Origin of the sequence: Avibacterium gallinarum (assembly GCF_002921135.1) — a bacterium.
GTDB classification, from domain to species: Bacteria; Pseudomonadota; Gammaproteobacteria; order Enterobacterales; family Pasteurellaceae; genus Avibacterium; species Avibacterium gallinarum.
This window is the reverse complement of the sequence record NZ_PQVJ01000013.1, coordinates 1-13627: the sequence shown is the minus strand read 5'-3', so window position 1 is coordinate 13627 and position 13627 is coordinate 1. Positions and strand designations below refer to the sequence as shown.

The following is a 13627-nucleotide window of genomic DNA, read 5'->3' as shown; positions in this document are numbered from 1 at the left end:
CACAGGTTCGCCCTTACAATTTGCTATGTTTATCTGCAAAAATAGTCAAAATTATTTGTTTAATCACGAAATAATTTCATATTGTAGGAGCGGACCTATGTGTCCACCCACTCAAAAATTATGCTTTTCCCCACCGCACTTATTATTTGGCTAAAAATAAAAGTGCGGTGGGATTTTTGCTAATTTTTTACGACTAATCCTGTTTATTTCGGGCGAACACACAGGTTCGCCCCTACAATTTACTTTGTTTATCTACCAAAATAATCAAAATTATTTATTTAATCACGAAATAATTTCATATCGTAGGGGCGGACCTATGTGTCCGCCCACTCAAAAATTACGATTTTCCCACCACACTTATTTGGCTAAAAATAAAAGTGCGGTGAAATTTTTGCTAATTTTTTACGACTAATCCTGTTATTTCGGGCGAACACGCAGGTTCGCCCCTACAATTTGCTATGTTTATCTGCAAAAATAGTCAAAATTATTTATTTAATCGCGGAATAATTTCATATCGTAGGGGCGGACCTATGTGTCCGCCCACTCAAAAATTACGCTTTTTCCACCATACTTATTTGGCTAAAAATAAAAGTGCGGTGAAAATTTTGTTAATTTTTACGACTAATCCTGTTTATTTTGGGCGAACACGCAGGTTCGCCCTTACATCTGATTTAATTACGCAGTTATGTTATTTATTCAACCACGCCATATACTCGCTGACACCTTCGGCAACGCTTTTGAATGGTTTGTCATAACCTGTGGCGCGCAGTTTGGTGAGATCCGCTTGGGTGTATTCTTGGTAACGGCTTTTTAAATGCTCTGGGAATGGAATGGTTTCAATTTGCCCTTTGCCGTGGAATTTTAATACCGCTTGCGCGACTGCCTCGAAACTTTCCGCTTTGCCCGTTCCGCAGTTGTAAATGCCCGAAATGCCGTGTTGCCAGCACCAAATATTTACCGCCGCCACATCGCCAACATAGACAAAATCACGCAAGAAATGTTCGCTGCCGGCGAATAATTTTGGATTTTCCCCTTTCAAAATTTGGTTATTCAGGTGGAAAGCTACACTGGCCATACTGCCTTTGTGTTGTTCTCTTGGGCCATAAACGTTGAAATATTTAAAGCCGCACACAGGTGATTGAGCTTCTGGCAGAATTTTACGCACATATTCATCAAATAAGAATTTAGAATAACCATATACATTTAACGGTTTTTCAAATTCTCGCGCTTCGACAAAGGTATCGCTGTCGCCATAGGTGGCGGCACTGGACGCATAATAGAACGGAATTTGGCGATCTAAACAATAATGTAATAGCTCTTTGGAATATTCGTAATTGTTTTCCATCACAAATTTGCCGTCCCACTCGGTGGTGGCCGAGCAAGCGCCCTCGTGGAAGATCACATCAATATCGCCTAAATCATCGCCAGCTATAATGGACGCAATAAAGTCGTCTTTATCGCAATAATCCGCAATATCCAAATCCACTAAATTGACGAATTTTGTGCCGTCTTTTAAATCGTCCACCACTAAAATATCTGTGCGTCCAATCTCGTTTAACGCTTTTACGATGTTACTGCCAATAAAGCCTGCGCCGCCAGTTACAATAATCATTTTTCAATCCTCATTTGATTTCAATATTGCTGTTTATTCTAAAGGATTTTGCGCATAAGGGCTAAAGAAATTTCGCGCTCACCACCGCTTTTAGGTTATGATATAGCACAAATCCAGACAAGATTAAGGACACACAATGCAACCACAAGATATTGCCAAATACATTGACCACACTGCCCTTGGCGCAGATAAAACCCCACAAGATATTCTTAACTTATGCCAAGAAGCGATTGAACACCAATTTTGTTCCGTGTGCATAAACTCCGCCTATATTCCACTGGCTAAGCAGGCACTCACACAAAATGGCCAAGAGAAAAGTGCGGTGAAAATTTGCACCGTTGTTGGCTTTCCCTTAGGGGCAAATTTAAGCCAAGTGAAAGCCTTTGAAGCGAAACAAGCCATTAATGCAGGGGCTGATGAAATTGATATGGTGATCAACATTGGCCTTGCCAAAGCCCATCAATGGCAAGCGGTGGAACAAGATATTGCCACCGTGCTTGCAGCTTGCCAAGGCAAAACCCTAAAAGTGATTTTAGAAACCTGCCTACTAACCAAAGAAGAAATCATCAAGGCTTGCGAAATCTGCAAAGCACTCAACGTGGCATTTGTCAAAACTTCCACAGGTTTTAGCACTAGCGGCGCAACGGTTGAAGACGTTGCACTGATGAAGCAAACCGTCGGCGACAAGGTGGAAGTAAAAGCCTCAGGCGGCATCCGCGACACCGCCACCGCACTAGCAATGCTCAATGCTGGCGCAACCCGTCTAGGCGTAAGCGCTGGCGTTGCCATTGTGAAAGGAATAAATGCGCAGGGGAATGGGTATTAATTTACAATGCCCGAATGACTGTTTTGACCGTTTGGAGGAATAATGCCAACAAGAACGTCGCAAATTTTACAGCTTGTCAATTCAGTAGGGAAAGTGAATGTTAATGAGCTTGCTCAGCAGTTTGGCGTGTCGGTGGAAACCATTCGCCGAGATTTGCGAGCATTAAATCAAAAAGGCTTGTTACATCGTGTACACGGAGGTGCAATGAGCAGCCAATCAAAGGATATTGGTCGCTCATTTCAAGCAAGACAACGTTTAAATTCTGAAGCTAAAAAGTATATTGCACAGCAGGTGGTGGATTATGTGTTTGAGGGGGCAGTAATCGGCTTAGATGCGAGTTCCAGTAGCTGGCACTTTGCGCAGCTGATTCCTGATATTCCTTGCACTGTTGTTACTAATTCTATGCATAATATCAATGCCTTAGTTAATAAACCTAATGTTACAACCATTGCCACAGGTGGTGTTTATTCGGCAAAATATGCTGCTTTTTATGGTCCACTTTCGGAACAGCTTTTGCTTCGTTTGCATATTGATTTATGTGTTTTTTCTTGTACTGGGGTGGATAGCAGTGGGGCAATTTGGGAGTCTAATGAACTGAATGCGTCCATCAAACGCAAATTAATTGATGCCTCAGCGCAGAAATTCTTATTATTGGATAGCTCTAAATTTGAGCGTAAAAATCTTATAAAATTAGGTGAGCTTTCTCAGTTAGACATTTTATTCACCGATCAAGCGCCGAATGAAAGTTTACAAAATTATTGTAAAGAACAAGAAATTCATCTCGCTTTTTGACTGCTCTTTAAAGCAAAAATGCCCGATTTAATAATAAAATATTAAATCGGGCATTTTATTTTGCTATAAACGGTCATTTTTTGTGATCTATTCCGCAAAAATCACACAAACTTGCTAAAAAACTATTCTCTTTTTCTGATTTATTGAACAATAAAGTTGATGCAGCACATTGCATAACGATATTGCTCCACCGTTCCATTCTTGCCGTATGCGCGATGAAAGCAATTCATTTTACCCAAGTCGTACTTTTTCAATAAATCTTGCTGACTTTATTCAACACAATACCCATAGCGGAATAAAGCTCGGCTTAGTATAGAGGGAAAACACAATGACAGTATTAAAATCAGCCCCAATTAGAATTGGTATTCGCCCAACCATTGATGGCCGCCGTATGGGCGTGCGTGAATCGCTCGAAGATCAAACGATGAATATGGCTAAATCCGTTGCCAATTTATTAGAAAGCCATATTCGCCATACGGACGGTTCATTTGTGGAATGTGTTATCGCAGATACTTGTATTGGTGGCGTGGCCGAAGCCGCTGCTTGTGCAGAAAAATTTAAACTCGCCAATGTAGGCGCAGTGATTACCGTTACCCCTTGCTGGTGCTATGGTTCAGAAACCATTGATATGGATCCGCATATGCCAAAAGCCATTTGGGGATTCAATGGCACAGAACGCCCTGGTGCTGTTTATTTAGCGGCCGCATTAGCCGGCCATTCACAAATGGGCTTACCTGCCTTTTCTATTTATGGCACAGAAGTGCAAGAAGCCTCTGATACCAGTATTCCTGAAGATGTTAAAGAAAAACTCCTACGCTTTGCTCGCGCCGCACTGACTGTGGCAACCATTCGCGGCAAATCCTATCTTTCTATCGGTTCTGTTTCTATGGGAATTGCGGGCTCTATCGTGGATCAAAAATTCTTCCAAGAATATTTAGGAATGCGCAATGAATATGTGGATATGAGCGAAATTAAACGCCGTCTTGACCGCAAAATTTATGATGAGGAAGAAGTGGAATTGGCACTTCAATGGGTGAAAACCTATTGCAAAGAAGGCGTTGATGTCAATCACCCAGATCATCAAGATAGCCCAGAACAAAAAGCGCAGCTTTGGGAAAATGTGGTGAAAATGGCAATCATCACACGTGATCTGATGGCAGGCAATGAAAAATTAGCGCAGCTCAATTATGGTGAAGAAGCCCTTGGACATAACGCGATTGCAGCAGGTTTCCAAGGACAACGTCATTGGACAGACCATATGCCAAATGGCGATTTTATGGAAGCCATTCTTAACTCTACCTTCGACTGGAATGGTGTTCGCCCACCTTACATTCTTGCTACGGAAAATGACTCCCTCAATGGCGTATGTATGCTGTTTGGTAATCAGCTTACTGGGCAAGCTCAAATCTTTGCCGATGTGCGTACCTATTGGAGTCCTGATGCAGTGGAACGTGCCACTGGCTTCCGCCCAGAAAGTGGCTTTATCCATTTGATTAACTCCGGTTCTGCCGCCTTAGACGGCACAGGTCAGCATACAGATGACAAAGGCAATCCTGTCATTAAGCCTGCTTGGGAGGTAACGGAAGAAGATGGCAAACGCTGTGTGGAAAACACCCGTTGGTGTCCTGCGGTGTATGAATATTTCCGTGGCGGCGGTTACTCATCACAATATCTCACTAAAGGCGGAATGCCATTTACGATGCACCGTTTAAATATTATTCGAGGCATTGGCCCTGTACTACAAATTGCGGAAGGTTGGTCAATTGATTTACCTGCTGAGGTTCACGACACCCTAATGAAACGCACCAACGAAACTTGGCCTTGCACTTGGTTCGTACCGTGCTTAACAGGCACAGGTGCATTCACTGATGTGTATTCTGTTATGGCGAACTGGGGCGCAAATCACTGCGTTGCCACTTATGGTCATATTGGTGCGGATCTCATCACCCTTGCTTCAATGTTGCGCATTCCTGTGTGTATGCACAATGTGGCTGAACAAGATATTTTCCGCCCAAGTGCGTGGAATAGCTTTGGTCAAGACAAAGAAGGGCAAGATTACCGCGCTTGCGCAAACTTTGGGCCACTTTATAAATAATCGCTAAAGGAAAAGTGCGGTGTTTTTGACCGCACTTTTGAAATAGAACTCTCGGAGGTTTTATGGCAATCGCACTGATTTTTGATTGTGGCGCAACCAATTTACGCACTATTGCTATTGATCAAAAGGGCAAGATTTTGGCTTCTCATCATCAGCCAAATCGCGCTCAACCTGATCCGCAGTATCCGCATTTTTATATTTGGGATATTGAAGAAATCTGGCAGAAGTTGTTAATTTGTGCCGAAAAAACCTTAACTCAGCTCAAACAATCCCATTCTTTACAAGACATTGTAGGGATTGGCGTTACCACCTTTGGGGTGGATGGCGCACCTTTCGATAAGGCTGGAAATCAGCTTTACCCGATTATTTCTTGGCAATGTCCACGCACCATTTCCATTATGGAAAATCTTGCGCAATACCTTGATGTGAACGCACTTTATCAACGGAACGGAATTGGGCAATACAGTTTTAACACCCTATTTAAACTGTTATGGCTAAAAGAAAATGAACCTGAAATTTTGCAAAAAATGGATAAATTTGTGTTCATTTCATCAATGCTTAACCAACGTTTAACAGGCGTTTTTAGCACCGATCGCACAATGGCTGGCACCTCAATGATGACCGATTTGCAAAGCCAAACTTGGGATACGGAAGTGCTAAATGTATTAGGGCTACAAGAAACACATTTTCCACCAATGGTGAGTGCAGGTGAAAAAATTGGCGTGTTATCCACCGCACTTTGTCAGCAGCTAGGGTTAAATCCTATTCCGGTGATTTCTTGCGGACACGATACCCAATTTGCGGTTTTTGGCTCAGGCGCAGGGCTAAATCAACCGGTGCTAAGTTCAGGCACTTGGGAGATTTTAATGGCGCGCACCGAAAAAGCCGAGCCACACATTGAATTTGTGCCACAAGGCTTAACCACGGAATTTGACGCACTATCTCGTTGCTTTAATCCTGCAGTGCAATGGATTGGCTCTGGCGTGATGGAATGGGTGGGCAAAACTTTCTTTGCCGATGTAAAAGATACTGAAGAATATTACCCAACAATGATCGCAGAAGGCTCAGCAGCGCCGGTGGGATCACAGGGCATTCGCTTTGGTGGCAAGTTTAACCCTGCGGATAACGGACAAGGTTTCGGGCAAATTGTCGGGCTTTCAATGCACAGCTCGCGTGGGCAAATTTATCGTGCGGCGTTGGAATATATGGCTTATCAACTTAAAGCAGGCTTAGATATTCTGCAACAAGTCAGCCATTTCAAAGCGGAGAGCTTAATTTGCGTGGGTGGCGGTTCTAAAAATCGTCTGTGGAATCAAATTCGTGCTGATGTGCTGAATTTGCCTATTGATATTGTAGATGTGGCAGAAAGCACCGTGTTAGGCGCGGCAATGTTTACCCTGGCGGCCGTCGGCATCTATGACAACGTACAACAAGCACAAACCGAAATGCAACCAAGCAAACAGCGAATTTTTCCTACCAATCACACCGCACTTTATCAACAACTGATGGAGGATAAACAATGTTAAAAGGTATTCACCCAGCCCTTTCCCCAGAATTATTGAAGGTGCTTGCTGAAATGGGGCACGGCGAAGAAATTGTACTTGCTGATGCGCATTTCCCCGCACACCAAGTCCACCATCGTATTTTGCGTGCTGATGGCATTGGTATTGATACGTTATTAGCAGGGATCACACCGTTATTTGAATTTGATAGCTATGTAGATGCGCCACTGATTATGATGCAAGCCGTGCAAGGGGATAGCCTTGACCCCAGCGTGGAAGCTCGTTATCTCAACGCGATTGAAACGGCATTACAGAAATCTGCACAAACTCAAAGTGCGGTGCAAAATTTGCCGAAATTAGCCCGTATTGACCGTTTTGATTTTTACGATCGGGCCAAACAAGCCTATGCCGTGGTGGTTACAGGCGAATGTGCAAAATACGGCAATATTATTTTGAAAAAAGGGGTAACCCCAGTATTTCCCTAAAAAATTGTAGTAAGGAGAAGAATAAAATGAACAGACAACAGCTCTCACAAAAAATTATTGATACTTGCCTTGAAATGACAAGATTAGGTTTAAATCAAGGCACTGCGGGCAATATCAGTGTGCGTTACCAAGATGGAATGTTGATTACCCCAACAGGAACGCCTTATGAGCAAATGACAGAACAAGATATTGTGTTTGTTAGCAATCAAGGGCAACACGAAGAAGGCAAATTGCCTTCGAGCGAGTGGCATTTCCATTTGGCCGTTTATCAAGCACGTCCTGATGTAAATGCAGTGGTGCATAACCACGCGACTTATTGCGCAGCAGTGTCAATCTTGGAAAAACCGATTCCACCCATTCACTATATGATTGCCGTAGGTGGCACGGATCATATTCCTTGCGTCCCTTATGCCACTTTCGGCACGGCAAAATTAGCCCAATATGTGGGGGAAGGAATTAAGCAAAGCAAGGCGATTTTACTTGCCCACCACGGTTTAATCGCGGCTGAAGAAAATTTAGATAAAGCCTTATGGTTAGCACAGGAAGTGGAAGTGTTAGCGAAATGGTATATCCAATTACTCTCAACCCAACAACCTATCCCATTGTTATCAGAACAAGATATGGCAGTGGTATTAGAAAAATTCAAATCCTATGGATTACGCATTGAGGAGTAGCGAGTTTATCGCGCAGTTGCTTCACATAAAGTTGATGATTAAGCAAACTTATTTTCTTACCGCAAAAAGAAACTCGCGGTGAGTTTGCACCTCAAACAAGGAGAACATTATGAGTGCAAAAATTCTTGAAAAGCAATTTGTTGTTCCATTTATCCTCATTACCACGCTATTTGCGCTATGGGGATTTGCCAATGATATTACCAATCCAATGGTTGCGGTATTCCAAACTGTGATGGAAATTCCCGCCTCAGAAGCGGCATTAGTGCAATTTGCTTTCTATGGTGGTTACGGCACAATGGCCATTCCTGCCGCATTATTTGTTAGCCGTTATAACTATAAATCGGGGGTATTACTGGGTTTAGCCCTTTATGCTGTGGGCGCATTTTTGTTCTATCCTGCGGCACGCTATGAACAATTTACCTTCTTTTTATTCTCGCTTTACATTTTAACTTTTGGCTTAGCATTTTTGGAAACCACAGCGAATCCTTATATCCTTTCAATGGGTGATCCACAAACTGCAACTCGCCGTTTGAATTTAGCGCAATCTTTTAATCCGCTCGGTTCGATTACAGGAATGTTTGTTGCCTCACAAATCGTGTTAGTAAATTTGGAATCTGACAAACGTGATGCAGCAGGTAATCTGATTTTCAACACTTTATCCGCAGCAGAAAAAGCCGCCGTGCGTACTCATGATTTAGAAATTATCCGCAATCCTTATTTAGTTGTGGGATTTGTGGTAGTCGTGATTATGTTAGTGATTGGTTTATACAAAATGCCTGCAACCAAAATTGAACAAGGCACGAAACTTTCTTTCCGTGAAGCCTTTAACCGCTTAATTGCAAAAGCAAAATATCGCGAAGGGGTGATTGCGCAAGTGTTCTATGTTGGTGTGCAAATTATGTGCTGGACTTTCATTATTCAATATGCTGAACGTTTGGGCTTTACCAAAGCAGAAGCACAAAACTACAACATTATCGCAATGGGTATTTTTATCGTAAGCCGCTTTATTAGCACCAGTATTATGAAATATCTCAAAGCGGAACTAATGTTATACCTTTTCGCATTAGGCGGTTTCTTCAGTATCCTTGGTGTTATCTTTATTGACGGCGTGGGCGGTTTATATTGCTTAATTCTCACTTCAGCCTTTATGTCCCTAATGTTCCCAACCATTTACGGCATCGCACTTTATGGATTAAAAGAAGAAGCCACCTTAGGTGCAGCTGGTTTAGTAATGGCAATTGTCGGCGGCGCGTTAATGCCACCATTGCAAGGCATTCTTATTGACCAAGGCGAAATTTTTGGAATGCCAGCAGTCAATGTTTCTTTCGTACTACCACTTATCTGCTTTGTCGCCATTGCAATTTATGGTTATCGCACGTGGAAAGTGTTGGAATAATATAAATACAAAAAAAGCAAGATTGTTCGGCAATCTTGCTTTGATATTTAATGCTATCTATTCTTCACTCAAAAAACCACCGCTTTGGTGATGCCAGAGTTTGGCGTAAAGCCCATTTTGAGCAAGCAATTCATTGTGTGTGCCTTGTTCCACAATATGACCTTTATCTAGCACAATTAAGCGATCCATTGCGGCAATGGTAGAAAGGCGGTGGGCGATAGCAATCACGGTTTTGCCTTCCATCATTTTATCGAGGCTTTCTTGAATCGCCACTTCCACTTCGGAATCCAGCGCGCTGGTGGCTTCATCTAACAGCAGAATTGGCGCATCTTTTAGCATCACGCGGGCAATAGCGATACGCTGACGTTGTCCGCCAGAAAGTTTCACACCCCGCTCACCAACGTGAGCATCATAGCCTGTTCGGCCTTCTGAATCGCTCAAATAAGGAATAAATTCTGATGCTTCAGCACGCTGTGCAGCGGAGATCATTTCTTCATCGCTGGCAGTTGGGCGGCCGTAAATAATGTTTTCGCGCACGGAACGGTGCAGCAATGAGGTATCTTGTGTCACTAAGCCAATTTGGCTGCGTAAACTTTCTTGCGTAACATCACACACGTTTTGTCCGTCAATGGTGATGTCGCCGTGATTCGCTTCATAAAAACGTAATAGCAAGTTTACAATGGTGGATTTCCCCGCCCCTGAACGACCGATCAAGCCCACTTTTTCCCCCGGTTTAATGGTGAGGTTAAAGTGGCTTAGCAACGGCTTTTGTGGATCATAAGAAAAACTCACGTCATTAAAACGAATTTCCCCTTTGCTTACTTTTAATGGCAAGGCTTGCGGTTTATCCACAATAGTATGCGGTTTAGTGAGCGTGTTCATTCCGTCATTCACCGTACCGATATTTTCAAATAAACGTGCTGATTCCCACATAATCCAACGGGAAATAAAATTCACCCGCAATGCCATTGCAATGGCGGTGGCAATCGCTCCCACGCCAACGCTGCCTTGCTTCCATAGCACAATGCCAAGGATTGCCGTGCTGAGTGTTAAGGTGATGTTAGTGGCGTAAGTGATGGTATCTAAAGAGGTCGCTAAACGCATTTGGGCGTGTACGGTAACCATAAATTCTTCCATTGAACGCTTGGCGTAACTGGCTTCTCTTGAACCGTGGGAAAATAATTTCACGGTGGCGATATTGGCGTAAGAATCGGTAATTCGCCCCGTCATTAAAGAACGCGCATCTGCTTGACGTTCTGCCGTTTTAGCTAATTTGGGAATGATAATGCGTAAAATCGTGATAAACGCCACAATCCACAAGGCAAAAGGTAGCAAGAACCACGCATCTAACGCGGCAAGCACAATGCCCGAGGTGATGAAATACACCACCACATAGACCATAATATCCGCAATGGTCAGCACGGTATCACGCACCGCAAGGGCGGTTTGCATAACTTTCGCCGATACGCGTCCAGCAAATTCATCTTGATAGAAACTCAGGCTTTGCCCTAGCATCAAACGGTGGAAATTCCAACGCAAACGCATTGGAAATACACCTTGCAAGGTTTGCAAACGTACCGCAGAGGCAGTAAACGACCAAAATATGCTAAACACCAGCAAAGCTGCCATCGCCAAAAGCCAATGGCCTTTTTCTTGCCATAAGGTGGCTGGCGTGTACTTGCCAAGCCAATCCACCACAATCCCCATAAACTGGAACAACACGGCTTCCATCACCCCCGTTCCCACAGTGAGCAATGCAAGTAGCAAAATCCAGCCACGCATTCCTTCCATATTCGACCAAATAAAGCGGATTAAACCTTTTTCGGGCGTTTTCGGTGATTGCTCTGGATAGGCATTTAGGCGGCTTTCAAACCATTCAAAAATTTTATTAAACATTGTTTTTCCTAGAAATAAAAAGAAAGGTTCGCAAGGTAAAATAAAAGGATAAGTGCGGTGAAAAATTACAGAATTTTCCACCGCACTTTATTTTTGTCGATTCGCGAACACAAAAATCGGCGTATTATAGCGAATGCTTGGCTATTTTTTAACAGTTTTATTGAATAAAGCCCATCTGGCGCATTTTCTCTAATACGTCTGCCACAGAAATTTGCGCCATTAAATCTTTGCCTTTCAATTTGGTTGCCCAAGGTAATTGGCGAGACGGTTTGCCAAATTCTTGCAGGGCATTTTGTTCATACACGGAAACCACTTCGGGCAAATTGTTATAAGGCCCTGTGCGCAGCGGGTTATGATAGGCATACAAACCGATCACAGGTGTGCCTTGAGCTGTGGCAATATGTGCAGGGCCGCTGTCGGGAGCGAGCAGTAAATCCGCCATTCCGATTAAGGCACTTAATTCTAACAGTGAGGTTTTGCCACTCGCATTCACAGGCTGAAAATCACACAATGCGATGATTTTTTCGATCATTGCTTGCTCTCTTGGCGCAGGCGAGCCACACAAAATCACATTAATATTTTGACTATGGGCGATATTGGCAATTTCTGCATAGCGTTCAGCCAACCAATCTTTTTCTGATTTGCTTGAGCAAGGGGAAATGAGCAGATTTTTTCTTGTCGGATCAATAAATTGCCTAACTGCGGAAATTTCTTTTTCGCCAATGGCTAAATCCCATTTGGGCGCTTCCACAGGCAAGCCTAAATATTCCACAAATGCCCAAAATCCCGCTAAAACGTGCTGATTAGTTGGTTCATTAATTTTACGATTGGTAAACAACCATTGCCCTTCTCGCGCACGATTTTTGCTAAAACCCACTTTATAAGTGGCTTTGATGCCTAAGGAAATCATTGAAGCACGCAAGGCCGTTTGCATATTTAATAGCACATCAAAATGCTCACCACGCAAGGTTTTCCATAAAGCTAAGATACCTTTCCAGCCGGTTTTTTTGTCATAAGGAATAAAGCGAATTCCTTTCACATTTTGCAATAACTGCATTTCGGTTTTGCCCACAATCCAAGTGATTTGGGTATCTTCCCAATAACGCTGAATTTGTTGTACCGCTGACAGCGCATTACACACATCACCAATGGCGGAAAGGCGTAAAATACAAATAGATTTAGGGGGCGTGGAAAAAAGTGCCATAGATTTACCTTACTTTTTCTGCTTAATGTAGCATTCTTTTTTATTTTCAGTAGAATATTTTCATTGATCTATTCTATAAGAAATCTGCCGAATATGCTTGAACTGCAACAGCAAAACCAATATTTTATTTTTAATCTGGAAACACAACCTGTTGATCCCTGCGCTTATTTTGATCCGCAATTTTGGCAGCAACAAAGCCGTATTCTTGGTTCAGCCAAAGGGAGGGGGACAACTTGGTTTGTGCAAAGTGCGGATCTTTTTGGCGTAAATTGTGCCTTACGCCATTATTATCGCGGTGGTTTATTTGGTAAGTTGAATAAAGATCGTTATGGGTTCCGTAATCTTCAGCACACGCGCAGTTTCGCCGAATTTCATTTGTTAAATAAATTACATAAAGATGGACTCCCCGTGCCAAAACCTATTGGGGCAAGAGTGATTAAAGGCAAAGCGGGCATTTGCTATCAAGCGGATTTACTGAGTGAAAAAATCGAAAATGCGCAAGATCTCACCGCACTTTTACAACATCATTCTTTATCCGCTGAAAATTGGCAGCAAATCGGCCGTTTAATCCGCCAATTACACGATCGACAAATCTGCCACACCGACCTTAACGCGCATAATATTTTAGTCCAACATTTCGCCACACCAGAACAAAAATACTGGTTGATTGATTTTGACAAATGCGCCGAAAAATCAGGTAATAACTGGAAAGCCCAAAATCTCGCCAGATTACACCGCTCTTTCATTAAAGAAGTAAATAAGCTGGCAATAAAATTTACAGAACAGGATTGGGATGAGGTTTTGAGTGGGTATAAGGGATAATTTAATCGCTATATCTATCTATAAAGACACACCTAGTAAAAAATAACAAAATCGCTCTGATAAAATCTTTTTCGTTCTTCTTAAGAAAAATAGAGATTTTACTTTAACTTTTCAAAAATTAATTTCAAGCCAGTTATAAGGCTTTTACTGAAAAAACATAAAACCAAAGTGCGGTGTAATTTTGCTAAGTTTTTATATGTTTTCTGTCTTATTTAATTTTACTCTTACTTACAAATTCACTTACATCATTATTAAAATAAATGATAAAAAAATGCGATATTCAATAAGCTAGAAAACGAAAGAGAAGATAAATTAAGATAACC

At 42.5% G+C, this 13627-nt stretch carries 11 protein-coding genes; 8 read left to right on the top strand and 3 right to left on the bottom strand.

Annotated elements, in window-relative coordinates:
• Positions 1-688 precede the first annotated feature (688 nt).
• Positions 689-1612, bottom strand: coding sequence for an ADP-glyceromanno-heptose 6-epimerase (gene rfaD, locus C3007_RS05435; RefSeq protein ID WP_103853485.1), 924 nt, complete (start codon positions 1610-1612; stop codon positions 689-691).
• 136 nt (positions 1613-1748) lie between these two features.
• On the opposite strand from rfaD, the gene deoC reads away from it, so the two are divergent.
• The 7 genes from deoC (at position 1749) to fucP (ending at position 9382) form a co-directional block, all read left to right on the top strand.
• Positions 1749-2438: a deoxyribose-phosphate aldolase gene (deoC, locus tag C3007_RS05430; RefSeq protein WP_103853484.1), complete on the top strand. Its 690-nt coding sequence runs from the start codon at positions 1749-1751 to the stop codon at positions 2436-2438.
• A 42-nt stretch (positions 2439-2480) separates the two neighbouring features.
• Entirely contained in the window at positions 2481-3230 is a 750-nt protein-coding gene (locus C3007_RS05425; protein WP_103853483.1) for a DeoR/GlpR family DNA-binding transcription regulator, read from the top strand.
• 328 nt (positions 3231-3558) lie between these two features.
• On the top strand, positions 3559-5325 hold the full coding sequence (fucI, locus tag C3007_RS05420; RefSeq protein ID WP_103853482.1) for an L-fucose isomerase: 1767 nt from the start codon (positions 3559-3561) through the stop codon (positions 5323-5325).
• 62 nt (positions 5326-5387) lie between these two features.
• Entirely contained in the window at positions 5388-6851 is a 1464-nt protein-coding gene (gene fucK / locus C3007_RS05415; RefSeq protein ID WP_103853481.1) for an L-fuculokinase, read from the top strand.
• Positions 6845-7312 (top strand): L-fucose mutarotase, encoded by a 468-nt coding sequence (gene fucU / locus C3007_RS05410; protein ID WP_103853480.1) that lies wholly within the window; start codon positions 6845-6847, stop codon positions 7310-7312. Before fucK ends, fucU begins: the two co-directional genes overlap by 7 nt.
• A 26-nt stretch (positions 7313-7338) precedes the next feature.
• Positions 7339-7986, top strand: a complete 648-nt coding sequence (fucA, locus tag C3007_RS05405) for an L-fuculose-phosphate aldolase (RefSeq protein WP_103853479.1) — start codon at positions 7339-7341, stop codon at positions 7984-7986.
• A 109-nt stretch (positions 7987-8095) separates the two neighbouring features.
• Positions 8096-9382 (top strand): L-fucose:H+ symporter permease, encoded by a 1287-nt coding sequence (gene fucP / locus C3007_RS05400; RefSeq protein ID WP_103853478.1) that lies wholly within the window; start codon positions 8096-8098, stop codon positions 9380-9382.
• Between the two features lie 57 nt (positions 9383-9439).
• On the opposite strand, the gene C3007_RS05395 is transcribed toward fucP, so the two are convergent.
• A complete protein-coding gene (locus tag C3007_RS05395) occupies positions 9440-11278 on the bottom strand; it encodes an ABC transporter ATP-binding protein (protein ID WP_103853477.1) in 1839 nt (612 codons plus the stop codon).
• A 157-nt stretch (positions 11279-11435) separates the two neighbouring features.
• A complete protein-coding gene (locus C3007_RS05390; RefSeq protein WP_103853476.1) occupies positions 11436-12482 on the bottom strand; it encodes a glycosyltransferase family 9 protein in 1047 nt (348 codons plus the stop codon).
• A gap of 93 nt (positions 12483-12575) precedes the next feature.
• On the opposite strand from C3007_RS05390, the gene C3007_RS05385 reads away from it, so the two are divergent.
• Positions 12576-13304, top strand: coding sequence for a 3-deoxy-D-manno-octulosonic acid kinase (locus tag C3007_RS05385; RefSeq protein ID WP_103853475.1), 729 nt, complete (start codon positions 12576-12578; stop codon positions 13302-13304).
• The last annotated feature ends 323 nt before the right edge of the window (positions 13305-13627 follow it).